This is a genomic window from Streptomyces sp. GbtcB7 (genome assembly GCF_019091445.1).
Taxonomy (GTDB): Bacteria; Actinomycetota; Actinomycetes; order Streptomycetales; family Streptomycetaceae; genus Streptomyces; species Streptomyces mirabilis.
In genome coordinates this window covers 62,051-78,489 of sequence record NZ_JAGXJM010000045.1, presented here as the reverse complement: position 1 = coordinate 78,489, position 16,439 = coordinate 62,051, and the positions used below count along the sequence as shown (strand labels likewise).

Here is a 16,439-nt window from a genome sequence, read left to right as displayed (position 1 = left end):
AGGATGTCTCCCACGATGTAGGCGGATTCGGTGCGGGTGCCCGACGGATCCCGTACGACGATCGCCAGATGTCCGGGGGTATGCCCGGGCGTGGCTTCGACGGTCACCCCGGGCGCGATGGTGTCGCCGCTCTTGACGAACTCGACGACGCCGTCGAGTGGCTTGAGCACTGCCTCGGCGTCCGGTCCGCCCATGGCCGCCGCCCTCGTTGACCAGTACTGCCACTCGTCTTGCGACATCAGGTGGCGTGCCCGGGCGAAGGTGAGGCCCGTGGGCGAGCCTGTTGCGGACCCGTTCGGGAGCGGCGCGACATCGCTGGTCCAGCCGACATGGTCGAGATGCAGGTGGGTGTACACGACGGTGTCGATGTCCTCAGCCGACAAGCCCTCGTCGGCGAGGTTCTGGAGAAGCGCACCGCCCTCGAGGTGAGCGACGCCGGGCACGTCCACGTCGATCTTCCCAACGGCCAGATCCACGAGGACCCGCTGGTCCCCGGCGCATATCAGGAAAGAGCCGAACGAGAGCAGGAGCTGTCCGTCCTGGAGGCGGCCCGGGCGCGTCGTCCAGTCCACGCCAGGGAACAGGACATCGGGGTTGTGCGCACCGAAGCCGTCGGGGAGATAGGTGATCGTCGTGTCACCGATGGCGATACGGGACCGCTTGGCCGGCTGAGGCATGGGGGGCCTTTCTAGGTACAGGAACCTGATGTTGTGTGGGGGGCGAGGGGGGTCTGGCACCGTAATGGGGTCAGGTAGGGCGCTGGGCTGGTCTCAGCCGTTGAGCGTCCCCATGTACTCGGGTGCGTAGCGGTCGCCGGTGACCACGCCATGCGGGGCGACGGCCTCGATCGCGGCCAGATCGTCCGCGGTGAGAGTCACCTCGGTCGCGGCGATGTTCTCCTCCAGGTAGGGGCGGCGCTTGGTGCCGGGAATGGCGATCGCGCCCTGGTGCTGGACCCAGGCCAGCGCCAGCTGGGAGGGCGTGACGTTCTTGTCGGAGGCGATGCGGCGGACCTCGCGGACGACGTCCAGGTTGCGGTCGAAGTTCTCGCCCTGGAAGCGGGGGTCGGTCCGGCGCCAGTCATCCGCGGCGAAGTCGTCGGAGCTGGTGATCGCACCGGAGAGGAAGCCGCGGCCCAGCGGGGAGTAGGCGACCAGGCCGATTCCCAGCTCCTGCAGCGTGTCGCGCACCCCGTCCTGTTCGATGCCGCGCTCGAAGAGCGAGTACTCGCTCTGGACGGCGGTGAGCGGGTGGACGGCGTGGGCACGCCGGATGGTCTTCGCGGATGCCTCGCATACGCCGATGTGGCGGACCTTGCCCTCGGCGACCAGTTCGGCCAGCGCCCCGACGGTCTCCTCGATCGGGACGTTGGGGTCGATGCGGTGCAGGTAGTACAGGTCGACGTGGTCGGTGCCCAGGTGCCGCAGCGAGCGGTCGAGGGCCCGGCGGACGTACTCGGGCCGGCCGTTGAGGGCGACCATCTGACCGTCGTCGGTGATCTCCATGCCGGTCTTGGTAGCGACCACGGCCGCTTCACGGCGTCCCGCAAGCGCCTTGCCGAGAAGCTGCTCGTTGATGAAGGGGCCGTAGCTCTCGGCGGTGTCCAGCAGGGTGACGCCGAGTTCCAGCGCGCGATCGATCGTGGCCAGCGACTCGGTCTCGTCGGTGGCGCCGTACATGGCGCTCATACCCATACAGCCGAGCCCCTGGGCGCCGACGATCAGACCCTGACTTCCAAGTGTTCGGTGTTTCATGACGGTTCCCTCAAGTTGAATCTAACTAGATAGGTACAACCTAGACCTCTATTTTACAGATGTCAATAACTAGGTAGTTACTTGGTAGGGTGACCGGCATGCCACGCGACTCCAGCGCCACCAAGGCCCGGCTGCTCGACGCCGCCTTCAACGAATTCGCCGCCTACGGCATCGCCGGCGCCCGAGTGGACCGGATCGCCGAGGCGGCGGGCGCGAACAAGCGACTGATCTACGTCTACTTCGGAAACAAAGAACAACTGTTCGACGCCGTGCTGCAGCGGGCCATGGCGGCGGGCGCCGATTCCATACCCTTCGACGTCTCCGACCTGCCCGGATACGCGGGCGCGATCTTCGAGCACCTCGTCGCCCGGCCGGACCTGATGCGCCTGCGCCTGTGGAAGCTGCTGGAGCGCCCCCTTGCCACCGGGCATGAACCGGACGCCTTCCGGCGCAAGACCACGGAAGTCGCCGACGCACAGCAGCGTGGCGGCCTCGCCCGGGAGATGACGCCCGCCGACCTCCTGACCATGGTTCTCGCGGTGGCCCAGGCATGGTTCTGGGCCGACGGAGGCGCCGGCACGGAGGAACCCGACCGACCCTGGTCGTCGGAGCGTCTGGCCCTGCACCGCTCAGCCGTCATCGAGGCCACCCGCCGACTCATCGAGCCCAAGAAGGCCGGCATCCCGCCGACAACCCAGCAGAGCCACAGCCGGAAAGAAGTGTCGCCGTGAAGGTAGTTCTCTTTGGCGCATCAGGCATGGTGGGCCAAGGGGTGCTCCGCGCGTGCCTGGGAGTGTCCGCAGCAGGTCGGAGCACGAGAACATCACATACACCTACGCCGTCGAAGCTGCGCGGGTGATGGTGGCCGGCAATCCACACCTGACGTTCGTGTACGTATCAGGAGAAGGCACTGACAGTACGGAACAAGGGCGCGTGTTCTGGGCCCGAGTGAAGGGCCGGACGGAAAGTGTTCTGATGGCCATGGACATGCACGCCTATGCCTTCCGTCCCGGGTGGATCCAGGCCATACCCGCTCCTGCGTCGCGTGGCACTTCGATACGTGACGAGCACTGAGCCTCTGGGGCGCGCGATGATCGCTGCTGGAGCAGTGATCAGAAGCTGGGGGTGGTCCTCGGCGGGGTGACGGGAAGGGGCGCACCTTCCCGAGGAAGATCGATAGCCCATAGCAAGTCTGATCATGTGCCGGCGTTGGCGCGCCGGTCGGGAAGCTACGCCCATGCTCAATAGTCCACGACGAGGCCGAGCCCAACGAGGCGAGCGGTTCGGTGCTCGATGAGATCGTGCGCGAGGCTGCGAGGCAGATGCTCGCGGTCGCCCTGCAGGCGGAGGTGTCGGCCTACATCGACGCCCATGCCGAGGAGGTCGATGAGAATGGTCACCGGCTGGTGGTCCGCAACGGTCATCACAACGAACGCGAGGTGATCACGGCGGCGGGCCCGGGGCCGGTGCGGGCGCCGCGGGTCAACGACCAGCGCCCCGATCCGGCCCCCGGGGAGCGGAAACGGTTCGCTCCGGCGATCCCGCCCACGTGGGCACGCAAGTCGCCGCGGGTGGCCTAGGTGCTGCCGCTGCTAATCCTGCCCGGCCTGTCCAGCTCGGATTTCGGTCCAGGTCGCTACTGTTGTGGACCAGCGGGCTGATCGTGATCACCGGCACCTTCGCGTGGACGATGGTGCAGTCGCACGCCTCCGACCGAGCTCGGCTGCTGCTGTCGCTGGCCTTCGCCCACCTGCTCTACTTCTCATGGTTGTTCAGCAACCCGCTGATGGCCACCCGCACCGAGGTGTCGTTCCACCTCAGCACGCTGCTCGACCTCGTCGGGAGGGACGGGTTCTTCGCCCGCAACGACCTACTGGCGGTGTCGTCGTTCTATCCCGGCCTCGAGCTGGCCACCACCGACGTGCACTGGCTGACCGGGCTGCCGCTGGTCGGCGCGCAGATCCTGGTGGTTCTGCTGCCGCGATCGGTGCTGGTCATGGCGCTGTTCACGCTGGTGCGACGCGGCACTGGCTCCGGCACGGCGGGCAGGCTCGCCGTGCTGCTCTACGCCGCGAGCCCGCAGTTCTACTTCCTCGAGGCCCAGTTCTCGCACCAGGCGGTGGCCACGGCGCTGCTGGTGGCCCTGGCGTGCCTGCTGGTGCGCAGCTTCGACCGGTGGTCGCCCGCCTCGGCGCGGCGGCGCGACTCCCGCAGGACCGCCGCGCAGACCCCGAAGGTGTCGGTGGACACCAGCACGCGGCCCACGCCGAGCGCTCCGGCGGCGCCCGTCAACCGGACCACCATGCTGGCCTTCTCGGCGTTGGGGAACACGGACGCGCTCGCGACGAGCCGCAGGATGTCACGGCCCGACATCGGGTCGGCGATGACGCCGACCGTGGCGTCGGCCACCGGCCGGTGGCGGCTCACCCGCCAGCCGTTGGCGTGCTGCTCACCCATCGCCCTCCCTGCCCGCCGCCGTCGCGCGTGCGGTCTCCGGGATACGCGTTTCCGTAGCCGCTCACAAGGGTCACGATCGTCATCTGACAAGACCCGCCTGATTCCTCCGGCTTGACGCATGCCGATATCGGCATACGATGGCGCCCATGGCACGAGCAGCGACGACGTCGGACGTTTTCAACGCGATCGCCGAGCCGCAGCGCCGGGAGATCCTGGTACTGCTGCGGGCGGGTGAGCGGCCGGTGACCGAGTTGGCCCAGGAGCTGGGGATGACCCAGCCGGGGGCGTCCAAACACCTGCGGGTGCTCCGGGAGGTCGGGCTGGTGCGGGACCGCAAGGCAGGCAAGCAGCGCCTGTACGGCCTTGACGCCCGCGGGCTGCGACCGGTCCACGAGTGGACCGGCGGGTTCGAGCGGTTCTGGAACGAGAGCTTCGCCCGGCTGGACGCGTACGTGCAGGACCTCAAGCAGGCAAAGCAGGAGGAGTGACCGATGGCAGCGACAGGACGGGACGCGCCGGCGCAGTCAGCGACGGCCGACCGCGAGATCGTGATCTCCCGGGTCATCAGTGCCCCACGGGAGCTGGTGTTCGAGGCGTTCACCGAAGTCCGGCACCTGTCGCGATGGTGGGGACCGGAGGGGTTCACCACCACCACGCGGGCGTTCGAGTTCCGCGTCGGCGGGGAGTGGGACTTCGTGATGCACGGACCGGACGGGACGGACTACCAGGAGTGGATCTCCTGGACCGAGATCGCCCCGCCGGAGCGGATCGCGCTGCTGCACGGTGAGTCCCGCGGCGACCCGAACGCCTTCGAGTCGGTCCTCACGTTCGCGCCCGACGGCGCGGCGACCCGGATCGAGATGCGCACGGTGTTCCCCACCAAGGAGCTGCGCGACGAGGCGATCGAGAAGTACCACGCGATCGAGGGCGGCCGGCAGACCCTGAGCAACCTGGCTGCCTACGTCACCGAGATCGTCCGGAAGGGAGTTGAGGACTGATGGCCGGAACGGTGTTCTTCAGCGTGACCATGTCGCTGGACGGGTTCATCGCGCCCGAGGAGCGCATGGATGACCCGGATGCGCAGCGCTGGATGGCGCAGTGGATGGAGCTGCAGCAGTGGATATTCCCGCAGCGGTTCTTCCGGGAGAACCTGAAGCTCGGCGAGGACGGCGAGGAAGGGCGCGACAACGACATCGCGCGGGAGACGTTCGAGCGCACCGGCGCGAGCGTGATGGGCAAGCGCATGTTCGACCTCGGCGAGCAGGCGTGGCCGGAGGAGGCGCCGTTCCACACGCCGGTCTTCGTCGTGACGCACGAGAAGCGTGACCCCTGGGAGCGGCCGGGTGGAACCACCTTCCACTTCGTCAACGACGGCATCGAGACCGCGCTCGACCAGGCCCGCGAGGCCGCCGGCGACCGAGACGTCCGCATCGCGGGCGGCGGCGCAACGATCCTGGAGTACGTGAACGCCGGTCTGATCGACGAGTTCTCGATCGCGCTCTCACCCGTGCTGTTCGGCTCCGGAATCCGCCTGTTCGAGGGCGTGGACGCGGGCCGCGTGGCCCTGGAGCCGGTCCGCGCGGAGCCGACGCAGCGCGTGACCCACCTGACCTACGCAGTCCGGGAGCGGTAACTGTCTCGACCTCAGCGATCCCCCGCCGAGGTCAGCAGCGCGGTGAGATCCTCGACGCTCCGAGCGTCAGGAAGGGCGAGCGTTCGGGCAGCGATCTCGGCCGCACGCTCCTCCGGGAGGGACCTCACGGCGTTGTCGTGGAACTTCCTCGCCAGCTCAGGCTTCGCCAGCGAGTCACCAAGGGCCCCGGCTCCGGCGCCGCCGGTGCTCGCGATGGCGTTCAAGCTCATCGAATCAGCACAGACCCGGTGGCGGGCCGTCACCGCACCCCACCTCGTCGCGCTGGTCCGTGCCGGCGCGGTATTCAAGAACGGCAAGCTCATCGAACGACCCGACGAATCAGAGGGTGGTGATCAGCAAGTCGCGTGACACGCCGATCCACAGGTCTTGATGCGATGAAGGGGCGGGGCCTCCGCCCCCGCGGGGCCGGGTATATACCCGGTGTCCACGTTCGTCATGGCGAAGCAGGCCCCTGATGAGCGAGTACGACGGACATCAGGTGGTGCTCAGCCGGCGGGTCGTGGTGACCACGACGAACAACATGACCGTGGTCATGGTGAGTTCGAGCGCGGCTGCCCGGAAGGTGCGCCGCCCTGCGAAGGGCGCGCGCTCCGGGCGTTCGGCGCCTTGGCGCTCGAGGTCGGTCACAGCGGGTCGGTCCAGGCGGCGTCGGAGCGGGTCAGCGTGAACGCGGCGATGGTTGCGGCCGCGAGGAGCATCGCGGCGAACAGCAGGGGCAGGGCCGGGCCCCCGTGCAGGACGGTGACGGCGCCGACGAGGCCGCCGGAGAACATCGCCGCCGTTGAGAGCAGACGTCGGCCGGCCTTGCTGCCGCTGCCTCCGGCGGCACGACTGTCGGAGGCGATGCCGGTGATGGTGAGCGTCAGGACGGTCGTGGTCAGGTCGGGTACGGCCAGCGCGCGTGCGGCGGCGTTCTGCACGCCCATGGCGAGGCCGAGCAGCGCGATCAGGGCGTACTGGCTGGTGCCCGCGTAGGGGGTGGTGGCGGCCTGGGCGATGACGTACGCCGCCAGGACCAGAACCGTCTCCACGACGAGGGCCAGGTGCAGTACACGTCCGCGGTGCGCACGCGCCCCATGGGCCACGCGGCCGCCCAGCAGGGCGCCCACCGCGAACGCGGCGATCGCGGCGATCGACGCGGCCAGGGAGAAGCCCGCGGCACCGGCGATCGCGAAGCCGGAGAAGACCACGTTGCCGGTCATGTTGGCGACGAAGACATGCCCCAGACCGAGGTAACTGAAGGCATCCACGAGGCCGGTCACCACCGTCAGCGCGAGCATCAGCGGCGGGAGTGGGCCGTGCCGGTCCTTTCTGTCGGGGACGACGGTGGCCCATGCGTCGCGCAGTACGACCAGCATGACAACGCTCCGATTCGTGAGGCGGGCGGTTCCCGTTCAGCCTCTGGCGCGACGAGCGTTTCGTCCAACATATGGATGCGGGCTCAGCAATCGGTCTCACCGATCAATAGGCCTCCCCTGCCCCTTTGCGGCGTGCCGTTCCATCACGCCGAGGAACGCGGCGGCAGCCGGTGCCAGCCGCTTGCTGTCGTAGACCGCGCAGACGTTGTGCACCGCCGCGTCGTCCGCGAGGCGGAGCGCGCGGGCGCCGTACGGCAGCGCGTCGCCGGGGTTGGAGCCCAGAAGCGAGCCGGCTCCGAAGACCGTCGAGCGGGGTACGACCGTCACGCCGATGCCTCGCGCGGCCAGCCGGATCATGTCGTGGATCTGGCCGACCTGGAAGTGCTGGCCGGGTTCCACTCCGGCGCGCGCGAAGGCGGCCTCGACCTGGCGGCGCAACCCGGTCCCCGTCGTGAACTGGATGAGCTGGTGGCTCTCCGGCAGGTCGGCCAGGTGCACCACGTCACGGTCGGCCAGGGCGTGGTCGGCGGGCACGATCAGGACGAGCGGGTCACCGGCCAGGATTCGATGGTCGAGCCCTTCCGGTACCTGCCGGGGACCGAGGCCCACCACGGCGAGGTCGAGTGCGCCGGACAGGACTGCGGCGGCCATCTCGGAACTCGGTGCGTTGACCACGTGGAAGTCGATTCCCGGGTGCCGGGAGTGGTACTCGGCCATCACCTCGACCAGGTCGAACGAGGAGGCGCGCGTCTGCATGAGTCCCAGGCGCAGCCGCCCGCGTCGCAGGCCCGCCAGCGCGTCGAGTGCCGCCTGGGCGTTGTCCACGTCGGCCAGGATGCGCCGGGCCAACGGTTCGAGCAGTTCACCGGCAGCAGTCAGCCGCACCGAGCGGCTTGTACGGCTGAACAGTTGGGCGCCGACCTCCTTCTCCAGCCGGGCGATCTGCTGGCTCAGCGCGGACTGCGCGACGTAGCAGTTCGCCGCGGCCTGGGTGAAGTTACGCGTCTCGGCAACGGCGAGGAAGTACTTCAGGTGCCTCAGGTCCATCCCTCGCCCATCTCCTACACCGATCAATACATGAAGAACCGTGTGTTGGACCGCTTGATTGTTCCAGACCTGGCGTCGTACTCAGGTCTTCGGCGCCAGGCGATGGCGGTTCGGGTGCGCGCGGAGTTGAGGTGAGGTGAGTTCCAGGGCCCGATTGTCGCGTCCGTCGTTCATCTGGTTGAGCCAACGTTCGTACCAGTCGAGGAAGTCGGTGGCCGAGGACACATCGGGGCCCCAATGTCCATCACTGTTCCCTGTGAGGACGCGGCCGGTGAGCGGGCCGGTCACTCCCAGGACGCACACGTCGGTGCAACCCATCTCGATGATGTGGAGGAACAGGTCGCTGTCGCGTGCTTCGCGGACTGCGACGTCGAAGCCGCGTGGCGCTCCCGGTTCTCCGGCGGGATTCATGACGAGCACGGACCACTGCTCCAGTGGCATGACGCCGTAGAACGGTGCCGCGCCTGAGCCGCTGATGTGCGTGAGGAACTGTCGATACGCGTAAGGAAGCGCGATGCCATGCTCGGCCTCGAACGCTGCGATGCGCGATTCCGTCAGCTTCGGGCCGAGGCGGAACTGATGGTGCTCCTCTCCAAAGGAGTGGCTGCGCCACGGTTGGAAAGGAATCCTGACCAGCTTGCGGCGCAGGCGAGGTATGCGGGGGTCCATGGTCCGTCTTCTCTCGTTCCCTTCACCTTATGAGCGGCTGCCATCAGGCGGCCAGCGGAATTCCCTTCCGCGCGACTCCATTCAAAGCCCCTTACCGGAGGCAGTGCGGCGCGTTCGACCTGGCGACGAAGGTCGGTGAACGCACGGGCGAAGTCGTCTGCGCCCAGTAGCCGTGGGCTGCACGCCGAGTCCGTGGCGGCGTTCTCCGTCCGTAGCGGATGGTCATTCCTCGGCGCGTTCAACCAATTTGTGGCGGAGGCAGGTTGGCCGGTCGCGACACGGTGTCCAGGGTCTCGTCTGACATAAGTGACGACGTCAGGTAAATGACGCTCCGTCACGCTCACGAAATTCGTGCGCCGCCCTCGGTCACCCATTCCGTGCTGTTCCAGTCCTCGATCACCCTGGGCGCGTCCGGCTCGACGTGCGCCCCGCGGTGCGGGCCCGAGGTGAGGGGCGCCGCTTGCGGCTTCCCTCAGAGGTGTTCCGGCGCTCCGCGCACCGCAGCGCCGCCCCGGTCGCCGCAAGAGATTCCCGCGGCCGTCCTTGGCGTGAACTGGTGGCAAATCATGGCAACATTCCGGGACATGCAAGTACATTTCCGACCACCGCTTCGCGATGACACCGGCAGACGGGCCAAGGGATGAGCACGGCCGACCGCGTCGCGGTGACGCCCGGGATCGCACGGCTGCACGCGTCGCCCGGACTTGCCGGGCCCGGACGGCTCGGGTTGGTGACCAACCACACCGGCGTCCTCCCCGACCTGCGCCCGGCCGCGCCCGCGCTGCTCGAGGCCGGCGCTCGACTGGTCGCCCTGTTCGGTCCCGAGCACGGGCTGCACGGGACCGAACAGGCCGGCGACAGCGAGGCCGCTCAGGCGGACCCCACCACCGGCCTGCCGGTCCACGACACCTACCGGTGCAGCGGCGAGCGCCTCGACAAACTGCTGGTCGACAGCGGCATCGACGCCCTCGTGTACGACCTGCAGGACATCGGGGCCAGGTTCTACACCTACGTGTGGACCATGTTCGACCTGATGGTCTCAGCGGCCCGTACGGGCGTACGGTTCGTGGTCGCCGACCGGCCGAATCCCCTCGGTGGACTCGTCAGCGAGGGCCCGCTGCTCAACCCGGCGTGGGCCAGCTTCGTCGGGCGCGCGGCGGTACCCGTCCGCCACGGTCTCACCTGCGGTGAACTCGCCCGGCATCTCAACGCCTCGGCCGTGCCCCAAGTGGCGGGAAGTGCCACCGACTTGACGGTGATCGAGGCCGTCGGCTGGCAGCGCGCCATGGACACACAGGCCACCGGCCTGCCGTGGGTCGCGCCCTCGCCGAACATCCCGACGCCGGCCACTGCCACGTTCTACCCCGGCACCTGTCTGTTCGAGGGGACGAATCTCTCGGAGGGCCGTGGTACCACGCAGCCCTTCGAGATCGTCGGGGCCCCGTACATCGACGCGCGGTTCGCGCCCTCGCTCGCCGAGCTCGCCCTGCCTGGAGTGCACTTCCGTGATCTGCGGTACGTACCGACCTTCCACAAACACGCCGGACGGCCGCTGCGCGGGGTCCAGCTCCACATCACCGATCGCGAGGCGTTCGCGCCCGTGCGCACCGCCGTCGCGATGCTCGCCACGCTGCGGCGGCTGTACCCGGACGACTTCGACTGGCGCACCTCGGACGGCGGCGTGGAGGGGACCGGCCACCGTCACTTCATCGACCTGCTGTGGGGGTCCGACCGGTTGCGGCGCGCCGTCGACGCGGGCGAAGACCCGCTGCCGCTGTGCGATCCACCGGCGCCGCCCGGCCGGTGGGCCGGCGACGACGTGCTGCTCTACTCCTGAGACCTCCTGGCCCGCCGCCGCGACGCGTTGCCCGCTGTCATCACCAACGCCACGCCCAGCCCCGTCGCCGACACCGACGCCGCGGGCGACGTTCGGCGCCGTCCGTGATCTGCGTATGGAAGGACAACCCCATTGATGACGACAACCCCGTCGACGACCGATCGCACGACGACATCCCGGGTCGAGATTCGTGGCTTCGGCGCGGGCGACGGCCCGCTGTTGGTGGAGACGTGGCGCCGGAGTGCGCCGGCCGACGCGATCACCCCGGACCGCTTCCGCACCCTGGTGCTGCTCGACGCCAACTTCGATCCGGAGGGCCTTCGGGTCGCCGTCGACGGCGACCGTGTCGTCGGCGCGGCCTACGCGGTGCGCCGTCTGACGCCGCTGACCGGCACCGACCTGGAGCCGGAGCAGGGCTGGATCCCGTTCTTCTTCGTCGACCCGGCCGTCCGCGGGCGCGGCCTCGGCCGCCGGCTGCTGACCGACGCCCTCGACTGGCTGCACAGCCACGGCCGCACCCGGGTGGACTTCTCCTCGTACACCCCGAACTACGTCCTCCCCGGCCTGGACGCCGAGGCGTACCCGGAAGCGGCCGGGCTCCTTGAGTCCCTGGGCTTTCGCACGCTGTACGAGGCCGCGGCGATGGACCGCGCCCTGGTCGGCTATCGCATCCCGGAGGATGTCGCGTGCCGCCTGGACGAACTGACGGCGCAGGGCTACCGGTTCACCACTCCGTACGACGACGACCTGGTGGACCTGTTCGCGCTCGCCGGGAACCACTTCGGCCCGGACTGGGCGTGCACGATCCGGCAGTGTCTCACCGCGGGCACGCCGCTCGACCGGATCGTCGTCGCCCGGGACCCTTCGGGCCGCCTGGTCGGCTGGGCGATGCACGGCACGTTCGATTCGGTGGACGAGCGGTTCGGGCCGTTCGGCGTGCTGGAGCAGATGCGCGGCACCGGACTCGGCAAGGTCCTGCTCCACCTGGTCCTGGAGCGGATGCGGGCGCGCCGCGCGCACTCCGCGTGGTTCCTGTGGACCGGCGAGCAGTCCCCGGCGGGCCACCTGTACCGCAGGAGCGGTTTCACCACGACCCGGGTGTTTCGCGTGATGCGCAGGGAGGCCGCCCAATGACGCCATCACACCGCACCGGCGGTCTGAGCCGCCGTCACTTCGCGCTTGCGCTCCCCTCGGCGCTGCTCCCCCCGGCGCTGCTCGCCTCCGGATGCGCCGCGCCGAACCAGGGCACCGGGCGGCCCGGGGATCCGATCGTCCTCACCCTGCTCTCCCACTACGCGAGCGGGGAGCTCAAGGAGGCCCTGCAACGCCCGGTCGACGAGTGGAACGCCACTCATGACCGGGTCAAGGTGCGGACGAAGGCCGTCGAGTTCACGGACCTGCTGACCACGTTCATGGTCCGGCAGGCCGCGGGCCAGGGCGCCGACATCCTCCATCCGTACTGTCTGTGGAACGGCCAGCTCGTCCAGGCCGGCGTCCTGCGGCCCGCTCCGTCCGATCACGCCGAGGAGATCAGGCGCGGCTACGGCGGGGCCGCGGTCGGCGCCTCGTCGGTGGGGGGCAGGATCTACGGCTACCCCACCGAGGTGCAGACGTACGCCCTCTACTACAACAAGCGGCTGCTGCGCGAGGCCAGCATCGAGCGTCCTCCGCGCACCTGGCGTGAGTTGGAGGAGGCGGCCTACCGCACCGCCAAGCGGGACCGGTACGGCAACACGCTGGTCCAGGGGTTCGGGCTGTCGACCTACGACGACTCCACCACCGTCGGCCAGACGCTCGCCCTGCTCAACGCCGCCGGCGGAACGTTCGTCTCCGCGGACGGCAGGAGCACCGCCATCGACTCGCCGGCCGGCCGGGCCGTGTTCGATCTGGAGCATCGCCTCGTCGTCAAAGGTGCGAGCGCCCCCGGCGTCAACGTCTACAAGGCGTTCCAGTCCGGGCAGGTGGCCATGGTGGTCAGCGCCGGCTGGTGGACCGGAAGCCTGAAGACCGAGATGGGCAAGGCCTACCGCGATGTCGGCGTCGCTCCGCTGCCCGTCCCTGAGGCGCACGACAAGCGCGCCACGCTCTCCACCGGCTTCATGCTGGGGGTCAACACGGCCAGTGAGCACCCGCGCGAGGCGTGGGAGTTCCTGCGCTGGCTCAACACCGAGAAGGTGAGCGTCAAGAGCGCCAAAAAGGGTGTGACAGCGACCCGGATGAGCTCCCTGCAGGTGTCGGTCGGCTCCCTGACCGGCCGCGCCGAGGACATGAGGACACTCCTGAGCGAAGGCAGCGATCCGAACCTGCGCCCGTTCCTGGACGCGCTGGCGTACGCGGTGCCGGAGCCGAACGTAGCAGGCGCGCAGCAGGCCAAGTCGCTGCTGCGCAAGAACATCGAGGCGTTGTGGACAGGTCAGCAGTCGGTCGAGGAGTCACTGCGCACCATCCGCCGTCAGGTCGATCAGGAGGTGTCGCGCTCATGGTGAACGCCTTGGCACCGGAGACGACCGAGCGGGTGCACAGCCCGCGGAACGCCGGGTCCACCGGATCCACCGTGGACGGCCGCCGCCGGACCCGGCCCCGACGCCGCCAGGCCGTCGTCGCCTATCTCTTCCTGGCGCCGACACTGCTGTTCTTCGCGGTCTTCCTGATCCTGCCGCTCGGCTTCGCGCTGCTGCTGTCGATGTCCCGCTGGGCCGGGTTCGACCTCGGCGACATCGATCCGGTCGGCCTGGACAACTTCACCGACCTTTTCGTGGACGGATCGACGTTCCTGGCTCCGATCCTCACCAATACGCTGCTGTTCGCCCTGGGCACCGTGGCTCTCGCGCTCGCCGGCTCCGTGCTCGTCGCCAACTGCATCGACAAGCTGAGATTCCAAGGGCTGTGGCGCACCCTGTACTTCCTGCCGATCGTCACGACCGTCGTCGCCATCGGCAACGTATGGAAGTACATGTACGAGCCGGGCGGCCTCGTCAATGGCGTCCTCAACGCCCTCGGGCTCGGCTCGGTGGCGTTCCTCCAGGACCCGGACACCGCGCTGCCCGCGGTCGTGGTCGTACAGGCCTGGGCCTCGGTCGGCACGGCGATCCTCATCCTGACCGCCGGGCTGAAGTCCATTCCCGAGTCGTACTACGAGGCCGCCGCCCTCGACGGTGCCGGGCCCGTCACCGTCTTCTGGAAGATCACACTGCCGCTGCTGCGGCCGTCCTTGCTGTTCGTGTGCATCACCCAGTTCATCACCGGCCTGCAGTCGTTCGCGCTGATCATCGTGATGACCAAGGGCGGCCCGGGTGACGCGACCAATGTCGCCGCGCTGGAGATGTACCGCCAGGCCTTCTCGTACGGCGACTGGGGCACTGCGAGCGCCGCCGCCTTCGTGCTGTTCGTGGTGGTCCTCGTGGTCACCCTCGTGCAGTTGTGGATCTTCCGGCGCAAGGGAGAGGACACATGATCCGCCGCCGCTTCCCGTGGTTCTCGTATCTGGTGGTCGTGACCGGCGCCGTGCTCACGGTAGTGCCGTTCCTCGACATGGTGATGACGTCCTTCAAGGGGCCCGGCGAGTCCGGCACGCTGCCGTACCGGTTCCTGCCCGAGGCGTTCGACCTGTCCAACTACCGGGCGGCGATCGACCAGCTCGATCTGCCGGTGCTCTTCCGCAACAGCGTCATCGCCACCGCCGTGATCACCGGATCGGTGCTGCTCACGTCGTCACTCGCCGGCTACGCGCTCGCCAAACTCCACTTCCCCGGCCGGAACTTCATCTTCCGCCTTGTGCTGTCGACGATGATGTTCCCCCCGTTCCTCTTCTTCATCCCGCACTTCCTGATCCTGGTGCACTGGCCGCTCGCGGGCGGCAACGACCTGTTCGGGCGCGGCGGCGCCGGCCTGACCGTCAGCATCACTGCGCTCGCCATGCCGTTCCTCGTCAACGGCTTCGGGATCTTCCTGATGCGCCAGTTCATGGTCTCGATCCCGGACGAGGTCCTCGAGGCCGCGCGCATCGACGGGGCCGGCGAGTTCACCGTGTGGTGGCGGATCGTGGTGCCGCAGACCAAGCCGGTCATGGTGACGCTCGGGCTGCTGACCTTCGTCGACGCCTGGAACGAGTACATCTGGGCGCTGCTCGTCTCGACCGCCAACCCGGACGTGATGACCCTGCCCGTCGGCATCCAGCTCCTGCAGGACTACGTCGACCCGACCCGCACGATGCCCATCGTCATGGCCGGCCTCGTCCTGAGCATCCTGCCGGTCCTGATCCTCTTCCTGCTGCTGCAGAAGTACTACATCCGCGGCGTCATGCTCAGCGGCCTCAAGTGAGAAAGGCAGCCGCCTACACCACGCTGACCGCCAACTACGGCGCAGTCCAGAAGCACCGTGGTGGTCGCATTCGGCCTGCCTGCCCGCGGAGATGCGCGGGGGTATTCACTTCCCGTTCCAGCAGGCCACCTCAGACCGCCACACCTATCGTGGATGAGAGGAAGGGGCGACTGCACATCGTTGATGTGTACGCCCAGGGCTGCAACGTCAAGGAGCGCGTCATGTCGCGCAGCAGCAACGCCGCCGTCCTGGAGGGCTTCGGATCAGCGGTGAACACTGACCACCTCGGCGAGCTCGAGGAATACGTGGCGCCCGACTCTGTGGACCACGACCCGGCCCCAGGACAGGTTCCGGGACCGGAAGGTTATGAGGAGATGTTCGCCACGATGAGGCAGGCCTTCCCTGATCTGCACATCGAGGTCGAGCACGTCATGGCCACCGACGACGAAATCGCGTTCGCCTACACCATCACGGGCACACATCTCGGTGAGCTGATGGGGCACAGTCCGACGGGAAAGACGGTGAGTTACCGAGGCATGCAGATCAGCCGGTTCGCCGACGGAAAGATGGTCGAGCGCTGGGGTAGCAGCGATGAGCTCGGCATGCTCCGTCAGCTCGGTCTCACCTGATCAAGTACGTACCGCCGGGCCGTTCGGCGGTCGGCCTTCGACTCGGACCGAGCCGGCTCTCCCATCCGGTCGGTAGCTCCAGGGGGGCGAGCGCATCGCGCCTGTGGCGGGACCGGTTGTGCGATCCCGCCGGGGCTACCGCGTTCGCGCCGGTCAGGTCTTTCGGGTCCAGGCGCCCTCTTGGGCCTGCTTGACGAGGTCCTCGTTGGCGGGCGGCCACACGTAGCGGTGGGTGCCGTCTTCGGCGCCGATGACCGAGACCATCCTGTCGATCATGTCCTGCGGGTCGAACTGACCCGCCATGATGCGGCCGGCGGTGCCGGTGTCGACGAACTTCCGGATGACGCGCTGGGTGAGCTCGAGGTTGGAGAAGACATTCGTCTCGAAGGTGCGCCGGACGAGGTCGACCGGTATATCGGCCATGGGCCCGCTGTCGCCGACGGCGGCGTTGCTGACTAACGTGTCGAAGTCCCACGAGAAGGCCGCCGCGAGGTCGCGGGCGTCGAGGACATCGAGCTTGTCGACCGTGATGCGGTCCTGCGGGCCGAGTTCGGCGACGTGCCGGCGCAGTTCGGTGACCTGCGGCCAGATCTGGGTGGCGGCGATGACCTGGTGGCCAGCCTGTGCCAGGCCGATGGCGGTGCCGAGGCCGAGGCCGAGGCCGGAGCCTGCGCCCGTGATGAGGATCTTCTTCATCGTGGGTCCTTCGGTGAA

General features: G+C 68.5%; 18 protein-coding genes and 3 pseudogenes. 13 read left to right on the top strand and 8 right to left on the bottom strand.

Translation table 11 applies throughout. From position 1 onward, the window contains the following. Positions 1-677 (bottom strand): MBL fold metallo-hydrolase (locus KVT44_RS46775; protein ID WP_217574342.1); only part of this gene is annotated, 677 nt, incomplete at its 3' end. 93 nt (positions 678-770) lie between these two features. Then, on the bottom strand, positions 771-1,754 hold the full coding sequence (locus KVT44_RS46770) for an aldo/keto reductase (protein WP_217574340.1): 984 nt from the start codon (positions 1,752-1,754) through the stop codon (positions 771-773). A 98-nt stretch (positions 1,755-1,852) separates the two neighbouring features. Between KVT44_RS46770 and KVT44_RS46765 the strand changes: the two genes are divergently transcribed. From KVT44_RS46765 to KVT44_RS46730, 7 genes and pseudogenes are all read left to right on the top strand, one after another. Continuing rightward, the gene (locus KVT44_RS46765; RefSeq protein WP_217574338.1) at positions 1,853-2,485 is read left to right on the top strand and encodes a TetR family transcriptional regulator; all 633 of its coding nucleotides are present in this window, start codon (positions 1,853-1,855) and stop codon (positions 2,483-2,485) included. 513 nt (positions 2,486-2,998) lie between these two features. Further along, a pseudogene (locus tag KVT44_RS46760) lies at positions 2,999-3,331 on the top strand (transposase); the annotation flags it as partial. A 65-nt stretch (positions 3,332-3,396) separates the two neighbouring features. After that, positions 3,397-4,326, top strand: a complete 930-nt coding sequence (locus KVT44_RS46755) for a hypothetical protein (RefSeq protein ID WP_217574336.1) — start codon at positions 3,397-3,399, stop codon at positions 4,324-4,326. A 31-nt stretch (positions 4,327-4,357) separates the two neighbouring features. Beyond that, the gene (locus KVT44_RS46750) at positions 4,358-4,699 is read left to right on the top strand and encodes a metalloregulator ArsR/SmtB family transcription factor (protein ID WP_217574334.1); all 342 of its coding nucleotides are present in this window, start codon (positions 4,358-4,360) and stop codon (positions 4,697-4,699) included. Positions 4,700-4,702: 3 nt separating this feature from the next. Further along, positions 4,703-5,209, top strand: coding sequence for an SRPBCC family protein (locus tag KVT44_RS46745; protein ID WP_217574332.1), 507 nt, complete (start codon positions 4,703-4,705; stop codon positions 5,207-5,209). Beyond that, complete coding sequence (locus KVT44_RS46740) at positions 5,209-5,844, top strand: dihydrofolate reductase family protein (RefSeq protein WP_217574331.1); 636 nt, start codon at positions 5,209-5,211, stop codon at positions 5,842-5,844. Before KVT44_RS46745 ends, KVT44_RS46740 begins: the two co-directional genes overlap by 1 nt. A gap of 155 nt (positions 5,845-5,999) precedes the next feature. Next, positions 6,000-6,213 (top strand): annotated as a pseudogene (locus tag KVT44_RS46730) (IS256 family transposase); the annotation flags it as partial. A 126-nt stretch (positions 6,214-6,339) separates the two neighbouring features. Here the strand turns inward: KVT44_RS46730 and KVT44_RS46725 are convergent. The 5 genes and pseudogenes from KVT44_RS46725 to KVT44_RS59080 all read right to left on the bottom strand — a co-directional run. After that, complete coding sequence (locus KVT44_RS46725; RefSeq protein ID WP_217574325.1) at positions 6,340-6,492, bottom strand: hypothetical protein; 153 nt, start codon at positions 6,490-6,492, stop codon at positions 6,340-6,342. Further along, positions 6,489-7,223 (bottom strand): YoaK family protein, encoded by a 735-nt coding sequence (locus tag KVT44_RS46720; protein ID WP_217574323.1) that lies wholly within the window; start codon positions 7,221-7,223, stop codon positions 6,489-6,491. Before KVT44_RS46720 ends, KVT44_RS46725 begins: the two co-directional genes overlap by 4 nt. A 96-nt stretch (positions 7,224-7,319) precedes the next feature. Continuing rightward, on the bottom strand, positions 7,320-8,270 hold the full coding sequence (locus tag KVT44_RS46715; protein ID WP_217574321.1) for a LysR family transcriptional regulator: 951 nt from the start codon (positions 8,268-8,270) through the stop codon (positions 7,320-7,322). 81 nt (positions 8,271-8,351) lie between these two features. Beyond that, positions 8,352-8,939, bottom strand: a complete 588-nt coding sequence (locus tag KVT44_RS46710; protein WP_217574319.1) for an SMI1/KNR4 family protein — start codon at positions 8,937-8,939, stop codon at positions 8,352-8,354. Positions 8,940-9,279: 340 nt separating this feature from the next. Further along, a pseudogene (locus KVT44_RS59080) lies at positions 9,280-9,357 on the bottom strand (hypothetical protein); the annotation flags it as partial. A gap of 222 nt (positions 9,358-9,579) precedes the next feature. Here KVT44_RS59080 and KVT44_RS46705 point away from each other — a divergent pair. The 6 genes from KVT44_RS46705 (at position 9,580) to KVT44_RS46680 (ending at position 15,725) form a co-directional block, all read left to right on the top strand. Further along, positions 9,580-10,776, top strand: coding sequence for an exo-beta-N-acetylmuramidase NamZ domain-containing protein (locus KVT44_RS46705; RefSeq protein ID WP_217574317.1), 1,197 nt, complete (start codon positions 9,580-9,582; stop codon positions 10,774-10,776). Positions 10,777-10,911: 135 nt separating this feature from the next. Continuing rightward, complete coding sequence (locus KVT44_RS46700; RefSeq protein WP_254650832.1) at positions 10,912-11,910, top strand: GNAT family N-acetyltransferase; 999 nt, start codon at positions 10,912-10,914, stop codon at positions 11,908-11,910. Beyond that, entirely contained in the window at positions 11,907-13,262 is a 1,356-nt protein-coding gene (locus tag KVT44_RS46695; RefSeq protein ID WP_217574315.1) for an ABC transporter substrate-binding protein, read from the top strand. The genes KVT44_RS46700 and KVT44_RS46695 overlap by 4 nt, the downstream gene beginning before the upstream one ends. Further along, positions 13,256-14,230 carry a carbohydrate ABC transporter permease gene (locus KVT44_RS46690; RefSeq protein ID WP_217574313.1) on the top strand — a complete coding sequence of 325 codons (975 nt, stop codon included), beginning with the start codon at positions 13,256-13,258 and terminating at the stop codon, positions 14,228-14,230. The genes KVT44_RS46695 and KVT44_RS46690 overlap by 7 nt, the downstream gene beginning before the upstream one ends. Then, a complete protein-coding gene (locus KVT44_RS46685) occupies positions 14,227-15,096 on the top strand; it encodes a carbohydrate ABC transporter permease (RefSeq protein WP_217574311.1) in 870 nt (289 codons plus the stop codon). The genes KVT44_RS46690 and KVT44_RS46685 overlap by 4 nt, the downstream gene beginning before the upstream one ends. Before the next feature lie 221 nt (positions 15,097-15,317). Next, a complete protein-coding gene (locus KVT44_RS46680) occupies positions 15,318-15,725 on the top strand; it encodes an ester cyclase (protein WP_217574309.1) in 408 nt (135 codons plus the stop codon). Between the two features lie 153 nt (positions 15,726-15,878). Here the strand turns inward: KVT44_RS46680 and KVT44_RS46675 are convergent, their stop codons facing one another. Beyond that, entirely contained in the window at positions 15,879-16,421 is a 543-nt protein-coding gene (locus KVT44_RS46675) for an SDR family NAD(P)-dependent oxidoreductase (RefSeq protein ID WP_217574307.1), read from the bottom strand. Between the last annotated feature and the right edge of the window lie 18 nt (positions 16,422-16,439).